At 45.1% G+C, this 18,905-nt stretch carries 14 protein-coding genes; 12 read left to right on the forward strand and 2 right to left on the reverse strand.

Annotated elements, in window-relative coordinates; translation table 11 throughout:
* Nucleotides 1–2 precede the first annotated feature (2 nt).
* From DPF91_RS00175 to DPF91_RS00220, 10 genes are all read left to right on the forward strand, one after another.
* On the forward strand, nucleotides 3–1,385 hold the full coding sequence (locus DPF91_RS00175) for an aspartate aminotransferase family protein (RefSeq protein ID WP_117232419.1): 1,383 nt from the start codon (nucleotides 3–5) through the stop codon (nucleotides 1,383–1,385).
* A 9-nt stretch (nucleotides 1,386–1,394) separates the two neighbouring features.
* Nucleotides 1,395–2,210, forward strand: coding sequence for a phosphonoacetaldehyde hydrolase (phnX, locus tag DPF91_RS00180; RefSeq protein WP_117232420.1), 816 nt, complete (start codon nucleotides 1,395–1,397; stop codon nucleotides 2,208–2,210).
* A gap of 153 nt (nucleotides 2,211–2,363) precedes the next feature.
* Nucleotides 2,364–3,248, forward strand: coding sequence for a LysR family transcriptional regulator (locus DPF91_RS00185; protein ID WP_117232549.1), 885 nt, complete (start codon nucleotides 2,364–2,366; stop codon nucleotides 3,246–3,248).
* Nucleotides 3,249–3,355: 107 nt separating this feature from the next.
* Nucleotides 3,356–4,435: an efflux RND transporter periplasmic adaptor subunit gene (locus tag DPF91_RS00190; RefSeq protein WP_117232421.1), complete on the forward strand. Its 1,080-nt coding sequence runs from the start codon at nucleotides 3,356–3,358 to the stop codon at nucleotides 4,433–4,435.
* A 7-nt stretch (nucleotides 4,436–4,442) separates the two neighbouring features.
* The gene (locus DPF91_RS00195) at nucleotides 4,443–7,526 is read left to right on the forward strand and encodes an efflux RND transporter permease subunit (RefSeq protein ID WP_117232422.1); all 3,084 of its coding nucleotides are present in this window, start codon (nucleotides 4,443–4,445) and stop codon (nucleotides 7,524–7,526) included.
* Between the two features lie 4 nt (nucleotides 7,527–7,530).
* The gene (locus DPF91_RS00200) at nucleotides 7,531–9,027 is read left to right on the forward strand and encodes an efflux transporter outer membrane subunit (protein WP_117232423.1); all 1,497 of its coding nucleotides are present in this window, start codon (nucleotides 7,531–7,533) and stop codon (nucleotides 9,025–9,027) included.
* Nucleotides 9,028–9,153: 126 nt separating this feature from the next.
* A complete protein-coding gene (locus DPF91_RS00205; protein ID WP_117232424.1) occupies nucleotides 9,154–9,825 on the forward strand; it encodes a hypothetical protein in 672 nt (223 codons plus the stop codon).
* Nucleotides 9,826–9,919: 94 nt separating this feature from the next.
* The gene (locus DPF91_RS00210) at nucleotides 9,920–11,635 is read left to right on the forward strand and encodes an RluA family pseudouridine synthase (RefSeq protein ID WP_117232425.1); all 1,716 of its coding nucleotides are present in this window, start codon (nucleotides 9,920–9,922) and stop codon (nucleotides 11,633–11,635) included.
* A gap of 72 nt (nucleotides 11,636–11,707) precedes the next feature.
* On the forward strand, nucleotides 11,708–12,724 hold the full coding sequence (locus DPF91_RS00215; protein WP_117232426.1) for a GGDEF domain-containing protein: 1,017 nt from the start codon (nucleotides 11,708–11,710) through the stop codon (nucleotides 12,722–12,724).
* Nucleotides 12,725–12,900: 176 nt separating this feature from the next.
* Nucleotides 12,901–14,004 (forward strand): BamA/TamA family outer membrane protein, encoded by a 1,104-nt coding sequence (locus DPF91_RS00220; RefSeq protein WP_117232427.1) that lies wholly within the window; start codon nucleotides 12,901–12,903, stop codon nucleotides 14,002–14,004.
* 61 nt (nucleotides 14,005–14,065) lie between these two features.
* On the opposite strand, the gene DPF91_RS00225 is transcribed toward DPF91_RS00220, so the two are convergent.
* Nucleotides 14,066–14,638: an aldolase/citrate lyase/malate synthase family protein gene (locus tag DPF91_RS00225; RefSeq protein WP_117232428.1), complete on the reverse strand. Its 573-nt coding sequence runs from the start codon at nucleotides 14,636–14,638 to the stop codon at nucleotides 14,066–14,068.
* A 157-nt stretch (nucleotides 14,639–14,795) separates the two neighbouring features.
* On the opposite strand from DPF91_RS00225, the gene DPF91_RS00230 reads away from it, so the two are divergent.
* Nucleotides 14,796–16,331 (forward strand): DUF3612 domain-containing protein, encoded by a 1,536-nt coding sequence (locus DPF91_RS00230; protein WP_117232429.1) that lies wholly within the window; start codon nucleotides 14,796–14,798, stop codon nucleotides 16,329–16,331.
* A 223-nt stretch (nucleotides 16,332–16,554) separates the two neighbouring features.
* Nucleotides 16,555–17,697 (forward strand): DUF3541 domain-containing protein, encoded by a 1,143-nt coding sequence (locus DPF91_RS00235; RefSeq protein ID WP_241033723.1) that lies wholly within the window; start codon nucleotides 16,555–16,557, stop codon nucleotides 17,695–17,697.
* Between the two features lie 92 nt (nucleotides 17,698–17,789).
* On the opposite strand, the gene DPF91_RS00240 is transcribed toward DPF91_RS00235, so the two are convergent.
* Nucleotides 17,790–18,875 (reverse strand): response regulator, encoded by a 1,086-nt coding sequence (locus DPF91_RS00240; RefSeq protein WP_117232430.1) that lies wholly within the window; start codon nucleotides 18,873–18,875, stop codon nucleotides 17,790–17,792.
* Between the last annotated feature and the right edge of the window lie 30 nt (nucleotides 18,876–18,905).

Consider the following 18,905-nt stretch of genomic DNA (forward strand, 5'->3'; position numbering starts at 1 on the left):
TCATGGAACAATCGATCAACCATACTCATTTTCGTAGCGAAGGTGACATCAATACCACTCCAGCCCGTGAGGCGTGGAACGAATCTATCAATGATGAAGCAACGCAGAGTTTGTTACAACGTGACGCTAATATCTTTCTTCATCAAGCGATGTCTTCACCTTGTTTAGACTCGTTAACCGCTGCAGAGGGTATCTATATTCAAGATACCACGGGTAAGAAGTACATGGATTTCCACGGCAACAACGTCCATCAACTTGGCTATGGTCATCCGCATGTATTGAATCGAGTGAGCGAACAAATCGCAACGCTACCGTTTTCTCCACGTCGCTTTACTAACGAGACCGCGGTCAAATGTGCGGAAAAACTGACGCAAATATGTGGTGGCGACCTCAACCGAGTTCTATTCGCACCAGGCGGAACGTCCGCTGTTGGTATGGCACTAAAGCTCGCTAGACACGTAACCGGTAATTCTAAGGTCGTTTCGCTGTGGGACTCATTTCACGGCGCTTCATTAGACGCTATTTCTGTGGGTGGTGAAGCGTGTTTTCGTCAAGGGATGGGACCACTGATGGCAGGCGTTGAACGTATTCCACCAGCGGTCTCTTATCGAGGCGCATTCCCTTCACCAGACGGCTGCGACGTTCATTATGCCGACTATCTTGAGTATGTGATCGAGAAAGAAGGCGGTGTGGGTGCTTTCATTGCTGAAGCCGTGCGCAACACCGACGTTCAAGTGCCAAGCAAAGCCTACTGGAAGCGTGTCCGCGAAATCTGCGACAAACACAATGTCATGCTGATCATTGATGACATCCCTAACGGTATGGGTCGAAGTGGCGAATGGTTTACTTACCAGGCTTACGATATCGAACCAGACATGCTCTGTATTGGCAAAGGCTTTGGTGGCGGCTTGGTGCCGATTGCAGCGATGGTCACCAAAGACAAGTACAACACAGCAGAGCAGATCTCTATGGGGCACTACACCCACGAAAAGAGCCCTATTGGCTGTGCTGCAGCGCTTGCCACCATGGAGGCCATTGAACAAGAAAACCTGCTCGATAAAACCAAAGCAGATGGTCTTTATGTTCAACAAAAACTCCTAGAGATGAAAGATAAATACCCACTGATCGGCGATGTAAGAGGTATAGGACTGCTTTGGGGGGTAGAGCTGGTCACGGACAGAGACACAAAACAGCGAGCCTATGACGAAGCCGAAGCCGTTCTATACGAATGCTTGAACAACGGGCTGAGCTTTAAGGTTTCACAAGGCAACGTCATTCAATTAAGTCCACCACTCATTATCACTCGTGAACAACTGACTGAAGCATTGGCGATATTTGAAGAAGCCATTGCCAATGCAAACCACAAACTCCACTCAGGTTTATAGGGAAACACCATGAACAACTCACCGATTCAAGCTGTAATTTTTGACTGGGCAGGCACGATTGTCGACTTTGGTTCTTTTGCACCGACCAGTATTTTTGTCGAAGCGTTTCGCCAAGGTTTTGATTTTGATATCAGCCTTGCAGAAGCACGCGAGCCAATGGGTATTGCGAAATGGGATCATATTCAAGCTGTCGGTCGTATTCCTTCCGTGGACAAGCGTTGGATAGAGCAGTTTGGTAACCCAATGAGCTCAGAAGACGTAGACCGAATCTACGCTGCGTTTATGCCATTGCAAAAAGCGAAAGTCGCCGATCATGCTGCACCCATTCTTAATGCAGTCGAGGTAGTCGATAACCTAAAAGAGAAAGGCGTTAAAGTTGGCTCTTGCTCTGGCTATCCTCGTGAAGTAATGGACGTACTCATCCCTGTCGCGGCAGACTACGGCTACAAACCTGATTACGTTGTGGCGTCAGACGATATGCCTCAAGGCGGCCGCCCTGCTCCATTCATGGCGTTGAAGAACGTTATTGAACTAGGCATTACGGATGTAAACGCGTGTGTGAAAGTGGATGACTCAGCACCGGGTATTGAAGAAGGCCATAACGCAGGTATGTGGACGGTGGGCTTATTACTTTCTGGTAACGAAGCTGGATTGACCTTTGAAGAATTCCAATCGGCAGATGCAGAGACATTAGATGCTGCACGTGAAAAAGCGCGTGAGAAACTGATCAAATCTGCACCTCACTACCTCATCGATACAATCGCAGATCTACCCGGTGTGATTGCAGACATCGAGCAGCGATTGAAAGCTGGGGAACGTCCATAAATACAATAATATAAACCTGTAAATACACAGCCGAGCACGTGCTCGGCTTTGCAATTTGTAATCTACCAGGCACTAGTCTCAAATTAATAAATCATTGGTGTTCGATAGCTTCGCTGATATAGTCACGAAAAATGAATGCAATCAGTATCACTAATGAAAGTTGAAGACCTTAAACTGTTTACCACTGTAGTCGAGTTAGGCAGCTTTACCGCAGCCGCCAATGCCCTCGACCTGCCGCGAGCCAATGTCAGCCGACGCATCAATGACTTAGAAAAGGCGCTAAATCTACAGTTGTTCTTCAGAACCACACGTAGTCTTTCTCTCACTAAGTCAGGAGAGCTTTACCACAAAGAGCTGCTTGTAGCACTGGACGCTTTAGCCAATGCGAACCGAGCCGCAGCCAACCTCTCCGAAAAACCAAGTGGGCACATAAAGATAGGTCTCCTACCTGAAACCGGCGACATTCTTCAACCACTTCTGTTTCACTTTCACGATCAATACCCCGACATTGAACTAGACATCCGAAACGTCAGCAACGGTATGGTTGAGATGTATAAACAAGGCCTCGATATCGCCATTCATGGCGGTAAGCTCGACAACGCTAACCTAGTTGCAAAGAAGCTACTCGACATCCAACGAGTGTTAGTTGCAAGCCCAAACTATATTGAGAAATTTAACAGACCAGAGACGCTTGATGATCTTGGTTCGCACAAATTTATTTGTTACCGCTGGCCAACCGGAGACGTCGACAACCATTGGCAGATAGATCAACAACATGTCACCGTGAATCCGAAAATTGTCAGTGACAGTATTGGCTTTGTGAAAGATGCAGTGCTTCGTGAGCGTGGTATCGGCTTTCTTCCTACAATGCTTACTCAAGAAGAGATCGAAAGCGGTAAGTTGGTGCCCTTGCTAGAACATATGGACTACCCAATGGATGAGGCTTGGCTTCTCTACCCTCAACGAAAGGCACTGACCCACGCAGCACAACTACTGATTGACTACCTCGCACAGGAAATTCCACGACTTTATCAGTAGACAACCTACTATTGTCTCGTTTTGTATGACAGTATGATCCACTAGCTCCTGATTATTTGAACAGCGTTCGATTGTAAGATGCGCTTTATAAAATTAAGGAGCTAACCATGTCATCAAAACTTACTCTCTCAGTTCTCGCAGTTGCTTTACTGCCATTGGTTGGGTGCAGCGAATCTGTTGCCACTGCCCCGAAAAAGGTAGAACGCCCAATCCAAGTCGTTGAGCTGCTGCCTAGCTCTCATCGAAATACTAAACACTTTACGGGTACCATCCAGTCTACGGACAGTTCACGCGTAGCCTTTCGCGTTCCAGGCACTATTGAGAAAATCCATGTAAAGATGGGTGATGACGTTGAAAAAGGTCAGCTTTTAGCCGAGCTCGACCCACACGATTACCAAGTCACCTTAAAAGAACTTCAAGCGCGACAAAAAGAAGCAAAATCAGCCTTTAAGTTAGCTAAAGTCGAACTGGAAAGAGTACAGCAAGCAATTGATGATGATGCCATCGCACACGTGAACCTAGACCGTGCAATCAGCGGTTATGAGCGTGCTCAATCTGCAGTTCAAGTTGTCGAACAGAATATCCAACGAGCAAAAGATTCTATTCGCTACACCAAGCTATACGCCCCGTTTGATGGCGTAGTAGCACGTAAGCATGTCGACCAATACGAACAAGTATTGCCTGGCGTGGCAAGCTTCACGGTACATAAGCCAGAGAGCTTGGAAGTCAAAATTGATGTACCAGAAAACTTGATTCATCAGTTCTCTGATAAGCAGCAAGCACAAGTTTCTTGGTATGGCAAAAACTTGCAACTACAAGCTTACCTGACAGAGATTGCTCCTCTGCCACACCCAATCAAGCAAACCTACTCGGTAACCTTCTCACTTATCGATGCTGATGCACCAATCTTACCGGGTAAGGCTGTTACGCTATCAACGCACATCGGTCAAATGAATGATTCGTTCTGTCTACCTTACTCTGCGCTCGTTGGCAGCAAAGCCTCTCAGCATGTTTTCACCGTTGCAGATAAACAAGCGCAGCAAATCCCTGTAGAGCTCGTATCTCTGGATGCAAACACCGCTTGCGTAACTGGCAACCTAAATCAGGGTGATTATGTGGTCGTCAGCGGCGCGCCATATCTAGCACACCAGCAAAACATCTCTTCAATCCAAGTGAAAGCACTGTAGGTCAATCATGTTTAATTTAGCTGAATTCGCCATTCGTCAGCGAACATTCTTATTGTTCTTTACCGTGCTGAGTGTCATCGCCGGTCTCTATTCCTATTTCGATCTGGGTAAGTTGGAAGACCCAAGCTTCACGGTAAAAACCGCGGTTGTTGTGACCCTTTACCCAGGCGCTTCTGCAGAAGAAGTCGAACAACAAGTGACCGATACCGTTGAAACCAAGCTTCAAGAGATGGCTTCACTGAACCGCCTTCGTTCATTATCTCGCCCAGGTATGTCGATGGTATTTGTAGATTTGAAAGAATCAATGAACTCTACCGAGCTTCCTCAAGAGTGGGATTTACTTCGCCGTAAAGTCAGCGATATGAAGGCTCTACTCCCAGCAACGGCTCAAATCAGCATCGTTCAGGATGAGTTTTCTGAAGTGTATGGCATGCTCTTTTCCATCAACAGTAAAGACGCCTCGCCAAACGAGCTACGAGAGTATGCAGAAGAGCTACAGCGTCGAATCAAGACGGTTGATGGCATCAAGAAAATCGAGCTTCACGGTGTTCAACCACGTGTGGTTTACGTTGAAATGCCCGATGAACGCTTAGCGCAATACGACATTTCAGTTGCTCAAGTATGGAACCAACTTCGTGCACAAAACCTCACCTTTGATGCAGGTAGCTTCGATGCAGGTTCTGATCGTATTCGTATCCAGCAATCAAGTGAGTTTCAGTCACTTGAAGACATCCGCAACCTTGTGATCAAAGGTGGTGTGAGCCAACTCGGTACCGGTTTGATACGTCTTGGTGATGTCGCAGACGTCACTATGGGATACCTAGAGCCTGCAATGTCAATCAACCGCTTTAACGGTATTCCAGCTGTCACACTCGCGGTTAGCCCAGTTAACGGCATCAACGTGGTATCTCTTGGTGGTGAAATCAATGAAATCATCAGTGATTTTGAAAATACCCTGCCACTAGGTGTGGATATTTCAACGGTTGCTTACCAGCCAGAAGAAGTTCAGAAGTCGATCGATAACTTCGTTAGTAACCTAATGGAAAGTGTTGCGATTGTATTTGTTGTTCTGTTGGTATTCATGGGCTTTAAGAGCGCGACCATCGTTGGTACAAGCCTACTACTGACTATTCTGCTCACCCTTATCTACATGAACATCGCGAGCATCGATCTGCACCGTGTATCTCTCGGAACATTCATACTTGCATTGGGTATGCTGGTTGATAATGCGATCGTTATTACAGATATGATGGTTGTAAAGCTAAACAAAGGTATTGAACGTACTCAAGCGGCCATTGACTCGGTGAAAGAGACAGCTGTACCTCTACTTGGCGCAACCATTATCGCTATTATGGGTGCGAGCCCGGTTATCTTCTCTAAGACCGATGCGGCAGAGTTTTCCGCATCAGTGTTCCTAATCATCGCATCATCATTGCTGTTTTCTTGGTTGGTTGCCATGACCTTCACTGCTCTCATGTGTTGGATGTTCATTAAACCGAGCAAAAACGAGGAAAAACAGGGCGAGTCTTTCTACCGTAAAAGCGTTTCGTGGACGGTCGATAACCCTCTAAAAGCATTGAGTGCACTGATTCCTCTGATTGCTGTAACAGCACTGGCTGTGCCATATATTGCGGTTAACTTCATTCCTCAAGCAGACCGCCCTATCGTATTCCTAGATTACTGGCTGCCGAATGGTTCGAAGATCAATCAAACCTCTGAAGACATGTTGAAGATCGAGCAATGGCTAATTGAGCAGCCGGAAGTAGAGAGCATCTCGTCATCTGTGGGCGCTAGTGTGCCGCGCTTCTCTGTAACCGTTGAACCAGAGCCACTTGATGCGGCGTACGGTCAGATACTTATCAACACCTCCGATTATGCGTCTATTAGCCCGCTCATCGCACGTGGTGACCAATGGCTGGCGAAAGAGTTTCCGAATGCCGAGCCTCGTTTCCGTTCTTTGAAATTGGCAACGTCAGATAAATTTAGCGTTGAAGCTCGTTTCTCAGGCCCTGATGCTGAAGTTCTTCATGGATTGGCGAATCAAGCCAAAGCCATTCTCGCTCAACACCCTGACGCAAAATACGTTCGAGATGACTGGCGTCAAGAGAGCAAGATTCTGGTTCCGATCATCAACCAAGACAAGATGCGCAATGCGGGAATCAACCGTGCAGATGTTGCATTTGCTATGAAGCGAGCATCAGATGGCATGCCACTGGGTCGTATGAACCTAAACGAAGAACTGATCCCTATTCAACTTCGCGCAACAGAGCGCAACATGAGCTCACTCGAAACATTGCCGGTGCGTTCAATTGTCGGTGCCAACAGTGTTCCTCTTGGTCAAGTGGTTGACGGGTTCGAGCTTCAAAGCGAAGAAAGCATGATTTGGCGTCGTGATCGCGTTAAAACCATTACCGCTCAAGCCGGTGTTGGTCGCTACACTACTCCTGCAGCAGTGAGAAATGCGGTGAAAGAACAAATTGAAGCGATTGAGCTTCCACCAGGCTACAGCATGGAATGGGGCGGCGAATATTACGACGAGCATAAAGCGGTAAGCGATATCATGCTGCAACTGCCTAAAGCACTATTGTTGATGGTGATTATCCTAGTCGCGATGTTTAACGGCTTTAAGCAGCCTGTCATTATCTTCACAACGCTTCCACTGGCAGCAACAGGCGCAACATTTAGCCTACTGCTACTTGATAAACCTTTTGGTTTCATGGCGCTGATTGGTGCTGTGACCCTATCGGGCATGATTATCAAAAACGGTATTGTGTTGATGGATCAAATAGAACTAGAACGCCGCAATGGTCGCACTCTTAGTGACGCAATCAAAGAAGCAACGGTCAATCGTACGATGGCAATTTCGATGGGCGCGCTAACGACCGCTCTCGGTATGATTCCGTTGTTAACAGACTTACTGTTTGACCAGATGGCCGCGACGATCATCGGGGGTCTAGCAGCCGCAACAGTACTTTCCCTGTTTGTGATGCCTGCACTTTATAAACTCTTCTATAAAGGCGAAGAAGCGAGCGTGAACACTGATGATTCAAGTGTTCAATTAGAAACCTTAACAGCAAATACGAAAGGCTAAGACAATGAAGCAACTATCCAAGCCTACATCAATCAAACTCATTAGCCTTCTTATTGCTGGCGTACTGTCGGGCTGCTCTGTCGGCCCTGACTATAAAGCGCCTGAAGTTTCAATGTCTGACAGTTACCTATATCAACAAGAGGTAACAGTGACAGAAGAGCTTCAAAACCATTGGTGGACTCAGTTTGAAGATGAAACGCTCAATCAACTGGTTAAGGATGTTCAACAGCAGAACATCCCTCTGCAACTGGCTTCCGAGCGTATTAAGATGGCCAATTCCTATAAGAGCGTGGTTGAATCTTTCAAAGTGCCAACCGTAAGCGTGGGCGGTGGTTACTACAACTACCAACTAAGTGAGAACGACTCCTTGCTGGGTCCTGCTTTCGCTGCATCGGACGCCCTTCAGCCAGCAACCGGTATGACACTACTTGAACCACAACACGATGGTGGCTTCTTAGGGGCAACCATCGCATGGGAAGCGGATTTGTTCGGTCGTATTGACCGCCAATCTAACGCAGCCAAGATTCGTCTGGAACAAGCTGAAATCTATCGTGAAGGGTTAACCACACTCATCACTGCAGACTTGATTCATAACTACCTGCAATATCGTGGCGCCTATGAGCGTATGGAAATCGCGCAAGCTAATATCGAAGACCAAAAACACACCCTCGAACTGGTGAAAAAAGTAGTGAGAAGTGGTTATGGTTCTGAGCTAGACCTTGCTCAAGCTCAAGCGATGTTGGCAGCGACAGAGTCGATCATCCCGCAGCTGGAGATTGCTCAACAAGTTCACAAACAACGCATTGCGGTTTTGTTAGGTGAGCCTCTTACGAAAATTGATATTCGCTTAGCAAATGGTCAAGCCCTACCAAGTCTAGATGCGATGGTACCTGTTGGTCTTCCTTCTGATTTATTAGAACGTCGACCAGATATTCGCATTGCAGAGCGCGAAATGGCCGCAATTAATGAAGAGCTTGCAGCCAGCGTTGCTAACCGCTATCCGAAATTCTTCTTGACCGGTACACCGGGTGTCAGCGCAGGTAGCTTTGATGACTTGTTCAGCAGTGGTTCCTTTGGTTGGGCAGCAGCTGCAGGCATTAGTTGGAACGTATTTGATGGAGGTCGAGGTGAAGCTTTAGTTGAAATGAATGAAGCGCGTTTTAAAGCCTCAGCGCTAGGCTACCAGCATGTAGTGGATTCTGCCTTTGTTGAAGTTGACTCTATGCTGTTCACCTATGGTCGCAGTAAGCAAAACCAACAGAAAATTGATAAAGCAACGGCTGCCGTTGATAAAGCAGTCACCAAAGCGAAATCTTTGTATAAAGCAGGGTTGGTTGACCACTTAGCGGTGCTAGATGCTCAGCGCCAACAAAAGGTGATGCAAGACCAACAAGTCGCAGCAAAACTACAAACCGCGCAAGTCACCGTGGGTTTATACAAAGCGCTAGGTGGGGACTGGTCAACGGCTGACAGCAACCAAGCTGTTGATGCAAACCTTTAACTCCAACTAAAAACAATATTAAGCGTCAGTAAATGAACAGTGTTCATTTGCTGACACTTTCCTGACAGAAACCTTACATTACCAGATATAATCAACCAGGTTCACATTCACTTACAGGCTGCTATAATGAAAAGCTCTACAAATATAAATTATGGATTAGAAAAATTTATGGATGAATTTTCATTTTCCGACTCAGCTTCGAAAATCATTCTTAAGCGTTGCCAAACTGCGCTCATCTTCATAGCAATCAGCATTTTAGTGAATGCTGCTATACGTCTAGATTACGTACTTTTAGGGAACAATCTAGGTGAAATATCCATCACTGAAACGCTTGAGCAATTCTCACTTCTTGTTAGCGCTTTTGCCTTCTTCTTACTGAGCAAACACCGCTCTGATACAAAACATGCTGCGACTCTTATAGCGAGTTTTTTCCTGGTTATGTTCATCCGTGAACTCGACTTCTTGTTTGATATGATCGCGCACGGATCATGGGTTTACCCTGCCCTAGCCATCACGTTTGCCGCGCTCGCGTATGCCGCAAAGGACATTCGTGGAACAATCAATCAACTGGCTGAAATTCTGCGTTCACCTTATATGAACATATTGATCATTGGCTTGATGCTACTTTTGGTTTACTCACGCCTATTTGGTATGGGTAATTTTTGGAAAGGTGTGATGAGCGAACACTATGTGCGTGATGTGAAAAACATTGCGGAAGAAGGCACAGAGCTACTCGCTTACTTGATCATTTCATTTGGGTCTATTCGAACCTACCTGAGCTTAACTCGCTCAAAATAACCCAGAATGACTCATCGCCCAATTAATTGATTGGGCGATCTTCCCTGTTATAAATGGTAGAATTTTTACTAAATGAAATTGACAGCTGTTCACCATGCAAACCCTGACAGAACTCTTTACACCCTTCCAAGCCGATATATCTAACATTACGTTACCAGAACGCTTTACCTTTCCGTTCTACTATCAACCACACCCTTTGAGCGTGCTAGCTTCAGAACAGCTACAAGAGCACTTGGCCTCTCAAACAAAATGGCAGCACAACTTCGGCCTTAATGGCGAGCTGAGTGTAGATACGGAAGAAAACGGAACAGGAAAAATGTTCGGTGTATTGGTGGTAAAGAACACTCAGGGTCAGTTAGGGTTCTTGTCGGCCTTTTCAGGAAAGATTGCAGACCAAAACCTGCTCCCGCACTTTGTGCCTCCTGTCTTTGATATGTTGACTAACGATGGCTTCTTCAAAAGTGACCTATCGGCTATCACTGAAATCAACTCTCAAGTTGATGCCCTTAAACAAAATCCAAAATTTGAACAGTTGAAACAACAGCTCATTAAGGCAGAACAGTCACAAGCTGATGAAATCTCTCAGCTACAAGCTGCAATGGTCATCACGCGTGCGGAAAGAAAGAAAAAGCGTTCGCTGGCTGCTGTTCAACAAACGAATGCCCAGCTAAATGACGAAGCTTTCCAGGCTCTCGTCGATGAATTGGGGAGGCAGAGTGTTGCAGAAAAAAACCAACTCAAGTATCTCAAGCTAGATTGGGCTAACAAAGTGCAAACAATCAGAGCCGAGTTTGAAGCTTTGCAAACAGAGCTAAAAACATTGCAATCAAAACGTGCCGCACTGTCTAACGCTCTGCAGCATAAACTGTTCGAGCAGTACCAATTTCTGAATATCGAAGGAAAAACTCAATCCCTTAACGATATTTTTGCTCAAGAAAAGAACCCTGTGCCGCCAGCAGGTTCAGGGGAATGTGCAGCCCCTAAATTACTCCAGTATGCGTTTGCCCATAACCTCAAACCGATATGCATGGCAGAGTTTTGGTGGGGAGTGTCGCCTAAATCTGAGGTTCGACAGCATAAAAAGTACTACCCATCCTGCCAGAGTAAATGCCAACCCATTCTGGGACACATGCTTACAGGTATGGAACTCGATGATAACCCATTGTTAGAGAACCCTGCCGAGGGCAAAGATATTGAAGTGGTTTATCAAGATGAAGCGATCGTAGTAATCAACAAGCCAGAAGAATTTTTGTCAGTACCTGGTCGATTCATCAAAGACTCTGCATACACTCGTGTACAAGAGATGTTTCCCAATGTAGAAGGCCCGTTTGTTTTACACCGACTCGATATGTCTACATCAGGTCTACTTGTGTTTGCTTTGACCAAGCGTGCAAACAAAAGTCTGCAAAAACAATTCATTACTCGACATGTTGAAAAACGATACGTTGCATTGCTATCAGGCGCACTTTCCGATGAACAAGGTGATATTCAGCTTCCATTACGTGGTGATTTAGAAGACCGACCTCGTCAGATGGTTTGTTTCGAGCATGGTAAACCTGCCGATACACACTGGGAACGCCTATCAATAAATGCACAAGGTCAGTCCAAGGTTTACCTCTACCCGAGAACCGGTCGAACACACCAATTGAGAGTACATTGCGCACATCAACACGGTCTAAATATGGCCATAGTTGGTGACGACCTGTATGGAATCAAAGCTAATCGTCTCCACTTACATGCTGAGTCGCTATCGTTTGATCACCCTTATTCTAAAGAGCGAATGCACTTCCAAGTTAAAGAGAACTTCTAAGATCACATTGAGTTTAAAAATATGATCCATTAGCATCTATATCAATTACCTATGAGCAAGACGAAAAACATAATGAGCAATGAAGAATTAAAACACTCAACAACGATTCTTAAGAAAGTGGTGCCACTGATGATGCAACACAAAATTGCCACTACTCCGTCTAATTATGCTCTCTGGTACACCTATGTGGATCAATCAAATCCCGATTTGACCACTTCTATGGATAAGGTAGTTCAAGAGCACGGTACTTGCCCTCCAAGTGCTAACCAAGCCTTGTACAAAGAGTATGTTGCTGGTCCCCAAGAAGCGAACATCAGTGACCTTAAACAGAGCTTGGAAATCATGGCAACTGAGCTGTCCAGTTCAATGAACGATACGCTCACGGACAGTACTTCGTTTTCAAACATGATCGACAAAAACTTCTCTGATCTAGAACGAGTAGAAGACGAAGGCTTGTCAATGGAGGAGGTGATGGGCTTGGTGCGTAATCTGATAAAAGAATCCAAGTCGATCAGAAATTCAGCAAGCTTCTTTAACAATCAGCTGACCAATGCGACAAGCGAGATTAATCGATTAAAGCAACAGCTTGCTGAAGTGCAGAAAGACGCGCTCTTTGATGGTCTCTCTAACCTCTATAACCGCCGGGCATTTGACAACGACATGGAAGCTCTAATGAAGTCTGGGCAAAAGTTTAGCCTTGTTATTTTAGACCTCGACCACTTTAAGTCGCTCAATGACCAATATGGGCATTTACTTGGCGATGCGGTAATTCGTGCTGTTGCTAAGCGCTTACAAAATAACTGTCGTGAAGGTATTAGCGCTTACCGATATGGTGGTGAAGAGTTTGCGTTGGTGATTCCAAACAAAGGTTTGCGCGTTTCTCGACAATTTGCGGAAGCTACACGACGTTCGATCGAAAAACTCATTGTCAAAGACAAACGAAGCGGAAATAGCGTCTCATCGATCACGGCTTCGTTTGGCGTAGCCGAAGTACAACCAAACGAGACATTTACTTCCCTACTTAGTCGCGCGGATAAGTTACTGTATGAAGCTAAACAACTAGGACGCAACCGTGTGATGCCTCTCTAAGGGAGGCTATGACCGTTATCTAGAGAACACAAACGACGAAATAACCCTGCTCTTTGTTTATAAGTACATCGTTCTAAGCTAATAAGACTACTTATTCTCTTATACCGTATGATAATATTACGGCGATTGTGAATATCACGTATCACATTTGTAATTAACGGATTAAGAGTTTCAACATGTTCAGACCCCTTCTACTTGCTGCTTTAATCGCAACCCAAGCATCAGCGTCTGATGATCAGAACACGTCCGTACATCGTGCTGCAGATAATATTCCTGATAATACGTTTAAGGTTGTAGCTATCCCATTTTACGACCCAAGCGTGAGTGCAGGTGTCTCTGTTGTCCCTATTTATGCATTCCATGCGGGTGAAAATACCAAAAGTGCTTCCACTATTTCGGCGACTCTCACCTATACAGAAAATGAAAGTTATTACTTCACTGGGAATACAGACCTACTCCTCAACAACGATAAACTTCGTTTCGTGTCTGAGTTTGGCTTTCGGCACACAAACCTCACGTTAACCGACGTATTAGATATCACTGGCGAATTAGATATCACTGAAGAGACCTACTATGTGATCGCTGATGTCTACAATCAGATCATTCCTAACCTCTATGCTGGTTTGGGAGTGAACTACGAAAGCACTCGCTTCCTCAATGATTTTACCGATAATGACTTCAAACCCGACTTGGGTTTAAGGCTGTCTCTGTTATGGGATACAAGAGACCACTATTACGTCCCATCATCTGGCTTTGCTTGGAAAATCACTTACGAAGACCATAGTAGCTGGCTAGGCAACGAAGAGGATGCTTCATACTCTTCAATATCAGCAGATTATCGACACTTCCACAGCCTCAATGCCTCAGATAATCATGTCGTCGCGTTGAAAGTAGTCGGTCGCTACCTGTTAGATAAAGAAACAGCACCCAAAAGTGCGCTAACAACTTATGGTCGTCAAGGAAAAGAGACTCAAAGAGGATTTGAGGTAGGCAACTATATAGGCGCTCATTTAGTCAACTCAGAGATTGAATATCGATACCGTATCAATAATTCTGGGTATGAGTGGCTTGATAAGGTTTCTACAGTAGGATTCGCAGGAGTTGGTAAGGTTTTTGATGGACCAATTGGCAGTTTTAGCGAAGCGGAAACACTCTCTATGGTTGGTGTTGGCCTTCGCTACGCTATTATACCAAAGGAACGTATTAACGTTCGTATGGACATAACCTACAGCAGCGATAACGAGGTCTTGGCGTACTTTAGCCTCGGTGAGAGTATTTAACAGGTCTTCAAAAATATGAAAGGCCAGCAAATGCTGACCTTTCACTCTTACGAATTCTCTTTTACTTTACTTCGTAACAGCAATCTAGCTGGTAGTCCTCTCCATTCTTAGCAGTAAACTCCTTATCACCAGAGCACGCTCTTGGCTTACCCTTTTCATCCCCTTGAACCAGGCTGATCCAGTGTCTGATTGCAGGCATGGCGCCTTGCATATCACCAAAAGTGGTGCAGGTTTCCATTTCGATATCGCTAATCTCAACATGCTTGGGTTTTCCTGTTCCCTTACATCGAGCAAACATCACGTCCATGTGAGTGCCGCTTTTATCTCGGAATAGAATTGAGTCAGGTGAGCATTTGTGCCCAGTGTACGCTACAAATTGACCAGGGTTCCTTAGACCGCTGTGCGTGCCATCAGCAAAGTATGCTTGTACGTGACGGTAATCGATCTCATAACTCGTTACTTCACCGTGTGAACCGTTCTCAAGCGGAAACAATTGATCGAGCATTTGCTTTGCTTTCGTCTGTTTCTCCGTTTGTTGCTGTGCGTTGATTGACTCGACTGCGAAGACTGCTTGAGCAATAAATGCAGATTTATCATTTTGATTCTTTGTGTGATCCATTGTCAGCATATTCATAGTCTTTCCCTCATCACGAGCCTTAATTCAGTGTTAGAGCAAAAATTCCAAACGCTTGTTTAGTTTTCATTGGCATTTGTGATCTTGCTTACTATGTAGACTAGCGAAAAATTGACTACAATTTCACAACAAAAATTTTACAATGTGAATTTTACAAATGGCGCAGTCAAAAAGTTTAATCAGACAATCTCATTTTCTCGGTACAAAAATCCGTAATTTGAGAAAACGAAATCATCTTACGATGGAAGATTTATCTGCTCGCTGCATGCGTGTAGACCGAGAATCTGCGCCATCTGTTTCCTATCTTTCCATGATAGAAAGAGGCAAGCGCGTTCCCAGCTCTGAGATGCTCAGCGTGATAGCACAGGTATTCCAAAAAGAACCAGCTTGGTTTCTTGATGATGAGCCTGAGCAGCAAGATATCACACCAACTAAGGGCAATCGTGGTGGCATAAGCGGGATGGCACTTGAACCTAGCTTTCTTTTTTCAAACAATATCTTACAGATTGCTATCCCGGAAATGCTCTCCCAAGCAGGGATCACCGGAAAGCAGTTTGCCCACTTGCTGATACGAGCACATCAAGAGAGTCTACAAAACCACTTCCCCGACTTAGAACGAGCAGCAGAGGATGTCGGGTTAAAGCGCCTAGGCATGGCGGTCGAAGATCTGATGGACATTGCTTCAGATATGGGGCTTTACATTAAATGGGTAAAGAGAACGCCAAAAGATGTGGTGGACGAGTTAGGGATAAGCGGTAAACAGTTAGTGACCTCCTTCTTTGAGCCACCAAACACCATCTATGTGAATGAGATTCTGCGTGATTACCCTACTCGATTAAAGTACGACCTGTCTGTTTATATTGGCCACTGTGTCTTACACAGTCGCGATGCTCTGAAAAATGTCCTCACCGTAGGTAACCCAAATAGCTGGTTAGAGAGCGGCGATACGCATTCGACCTCCGAGCTTAACTCACAAGATATTTTACATGCATGGCGAGACTTTGAATCCAGTTTTTTCGCGGGTGCACTGCTCTGCCCTAAAGTACCATATCGTCAATTGCTTGATCGCATGGGATATGAGATTGATGTTCATAAACGCGCCGGAGTTTCCCCGTCCGTTGCAATGCGCCGAATGACTGTGGTTTCCCCCTATCCACACTGGCACTATTTTGATGCTTATGGACCAGGTAAGCTTAAAGCAGTCTATCGAGGAAATGGTATTCCTCTACCCTGGGGAAATATGAGGAAGGTCAGCGATCCTTGCCAGCATTGGGCGGTGTTTAGACGTTTATCAGAGCCTCAAAATGGCAGCTCTGCTCAGATTTCTATTCTCAACGTGGGTGATGAACCGCGCATCTACTGCTGTGAATCGATCAATATGACAGACCCTGCTGGTAACAACCGAGTGCTTTGTGCAGGCATCGACCTAAACCCTGCAATCGATGCTCAAGGCGGTGACTCACAATCTATCGCCCATGAACTTCAAGCGGCGTGTGTGACGGGAGGAGGCAGTGCCTCCATCAGCCAACCAATTAAGAAAGACTTAGTCACCATAGCGAAAATCCTCAATATAAACTGGATTGAGCGCGGTTTAGAAACCGATGCACGCTTGATTTGTTCAAGGGGTAACGTCTGTCCAAGACAACCTAGCTGTTATCAAAAAGATGAAGTTAGAACAAATTTTGAACTTTAAGACCAAGTCATGAGCAATTAAAACTAAATAGTTATAAAACAAAATTTAACTTTGACCTAAACCACATATAAAAATAGCTAATTGATATACATAAGAGTCATAGCAGATGCATCTTCATATAGGACGAAGGATGTTTCTTCACCTACTCTTAACGGTAGGCTCACATAATGAGTAGGTGTCACTGCTAATTTGTAATGACTCTTCTGAATGGAATTCAGCTTTTATGAAACAATCACAATTTGTTAAATCGACACTTTTGCTTGCGATGCTCGCCATCGGTTCGCAACATTTATATGCCAATACTCAGGACGAGTTAAACAATTCTACGGATAACAACCTAAGCCCTGTTGTTCAAGAGAAGAACAATTTATCTTTTGAGCAATCGGCTGCAATTATCCGCCAAACATACGAGTCCAAACTTTACACGCTACCGGCTTTTAAAGAGGGCCATTATGGTTTGCGTATGTATCGTCAAACCCAAGATGACAAATACTCTGCGGCGGTATGGAGTGATATGGCGCGAGTAGCAAGCCGGCTCAATCGGTTCTCACACAGTGTCCATACTCCAGAGCAGATTATCCTATATTCAGAAAAGCGCCTTGCGAAATATGGTGAGCAAGATGACGAACGTAGCATTCGTCGCTACAACATCTCCAAGCACCACCCAGAATACATTTATCTAGGTGTTGACCTACTGGGCTCAATGGCTCGTGCCAATGAATACGGCCTCAAGCACATGAAAGATGAAAAACTTCGTGAGGTGCTGAGACGTTATGATTTTGAAAAGTACATGACCAATCAAGAGATGATTAAAGCATGGGCTGCTCAGTTGGCTAACCAGGCGTTCTGGCTTGAGCAGTTAGGCGAACAAGATGTCGTTGAACCTTTCATTAAGGCATTCAAAGAAACCTACCCTGATGACAAAGATTCTGCCTTGACGGCACAGCAATACAACAACAAGTTGTACGGCATGACGCATATCATCTTTGCAAACTCAGAGTACTATCAAAAACACGTGAATCAAGAAGACTATCAATGGATTTATGACTACTTCCGTGAACATATCGATACGATCTTAGCTCGTGCTAAGGAAGACATTATCGCTGAAATCGGTATTGCTTTCCTACTGGCTGATCTACCAGACGATCCTGTGGTTGAAAAAACGCGTCTAGCGATTCAAAAGGCTATTGACCCCGTAAGAGGTATGATCCCTTCAGTCACGGGTGACTTTGACCTTACTTATGGTGAACACCGAAATGTACTTGCGATTATGTTGCTTGATTGGAGAACTGTGAATCAAGCGCCAACGATTGATCATCACCCTGCGGTCTTTACCTCACTGCCTTACGGCTTAGTGAAAAAATAAGCGGGTTCACAATACTCAGGAAACATAGATACGGAAATAAACAGAGGGAAGCCTATGGCTTCCCTCTGTTATATTTTTACCATCAAAACACGTTAATCTTTATACTGATCAGCAATGGCTTGGAATTGGTCTACAACTCGTTCGAACGCTTCAACCATATCAGGGTCAAAATGCGTTCCCTTTCCGTCTAAAATAATCTGTACAGCGTCGTCGTGAGTGAAAGAAGGTTTATAGACACGTTTACTGATCAAAGCATCATAAACATCTGCCACAGCCATTAGGCGCGCTGAAATAGGGATATCTTCGCCAGCTAAGCCTTCAGGGTAACCAGAGCCATCCCATTTCTCTTGATGTGAATAGGCAATCTCTTTAGCAAATACTAAGAAGTTATCCGCTAGGTCCATCGAGCTTTCTGCGGCTTCAATCGCGTCACGGCCATAGACAGTGTGCAGTTTCATTTCTTCGAACTCTTCTTCGGTTAACTTACCCGGTTTAAGTAGAATTCTGTCTTCAACCCCAACCTTGCCAATATCGTGTAGTGGAGCAGATTTAAACAATGCTGTAATGACTTCTGGCACTAGATAGCTTCTGAATTTTTCGTTCTTAGCCAGCTCTTTGGCTAAGATCTTGACGTAGCGCTGAGTACGGCGGATATGGTTACCAGTATCCGCATCACGAGACTCCGCTAATGCTCCCATTGCCACCATTGCAACATCTTGCAGCTCACTGAGCTGTTTGGTTCGCTCTTCGACTTTCACTTCAAGCACTTCATTTTGCTGTGCAAGCAAGTCTCGAGAAGCCTTCAGCAAAAGGTGATTTTTAACACGCTCTTTGAGAATGGGCGGACTGATCGGCTTCGTAATGTAGTCTACTGCACCAAGCGACAGGCCTTTAGTCTCATCTTCTTCTTGGGATTTTGCCGTTAAAAAAATCACTGGGATATCGCGAGTTTCTTCGTTTTCTTTTAGGCGTTTGCACACCTCATAGCCATCCATTTCAGGCATCATGACATCAAGCAAGATAAGATCAGGCTTTCTTTTCGACACAATCTTTAGTGCAACTTCACCACTAAGTGCTGCCTGAACTAAATATTCATCAGAAAGAACACCTTTTACTACCTCAATATTCGTTACGGTATCATCAACCGTCAAAATGGTAGATTTTTTAACATCTAACATAACTGTTTCCTTACTTGGCTGAATTTAGGT

It is taken from the genome of Vibrio maerlii, from assembly GCF_003415655.1.
Lineage (GTDB): Bacteria > Pseudomonadota > Gammaproteobacteria > Enterobacterales > Vibrionaceae > Vibrio > Vibrio maerlii.

Excerpts from the sequence above, each read along its gene's own strand:
- DPF91_RS00240 (WP_117232430.1), bottom strand. The coding sequence starts at position 18,875 with ATGTTAGATGTTAAAAAATCTACCATTTTGACGGTTGATGATACCGTA.
- DPF91_RS00220 (WP_117232427.1), top strand. The coding sequence starts at position 12,901 with ATGTTCAGACCCCTTCTACTTGCTGCTTTAATCGCAACCCAAGCATCA.
- DPF91_RS00210 (WP_117232425.1), top strand. The coding sequence starts at position 9,920 with ATGCAAACCCTGACAGAACTCTTTACACCCTTCCAAGCCGATATATCT.
- DPF91_RS00225 (WP_117232428.1), bottom strand. The coding sequence starts at position 14,638 with ATGAATATGCTGACAATGGATCACACAAAGAATCAAAATGATAAATCT.
- DPF91_RS00195 (WP_117232422.1), top strand. The coding sequence starts at position 4,443 with ATGTTTAATTTAGCTGAATTCGCCATTCGTCAGCGAACATTCTTATTG.
- DPF91_RS00235 (WP_241033723.1), top strand. The coding sequence starts at position 16,555 with ATGAAACAATCACAATTTGTTAAATCGACACTTTTGCTTGCGATGCTC.
- DPF91_RS00200 (WP_117232423.1), top strand. The coding sequence starts at position 7,531 with ATGAAGCAACTATCCAAGCCTACATCAATCAAACTCATTAGCCTTCTT.
- DPF91_RS00185 (WP_117232549.1), top strand. The coding sequence starts at position 2,364 with ATGAAAGTTGAAGACCTTAAACTGTTTACCACTGTAGTCGAGTTAGGC.
- DPF91_RS00230 (WP_117232429.1), top strand. The coding sequence starts at position 14,796 with ATGGCGCAGTCAAAAAGTTTAATCAGACAATCTCATTTTCTCGGTACA.
- DPF91_RS00205 (WP_117232424.1), top strand. The coding sequence starts at position 9,154 with ATGAAAAGCTCTACAAATATAAATTATGGATTAGAAAAATTTATGGAT.
- DPF91_RS00175 (WP_117232419.1), top strand. The coding sequence starts at position 3 with ATGGAACAATCGATCAACCATACTCATTTTCGTAGCGAAGGTGACATC.
- DPF91_RS00215 (WP_117232426.1), top strand. The coding sequence starts at position 11,708 with ATGAGCAATGAAGAATTAAAACACTCAACAACGATTCTTAAGAAAGTG.
- phnX (WP_117232420.1), top strand. The coding sequence starts at position 1,395 with ATGAACAACTCACCGATTCAAGCTGTAATTTTTGACTGGGCAGGCACG.
- DPF91_RS00190 (WP_117232421.1), top strand. The coding sequence starts at position 3,356 with ATGTCATCAAAACTTACTCTCTCAGTTCTCGCAGTTGCTTTACTGCCA.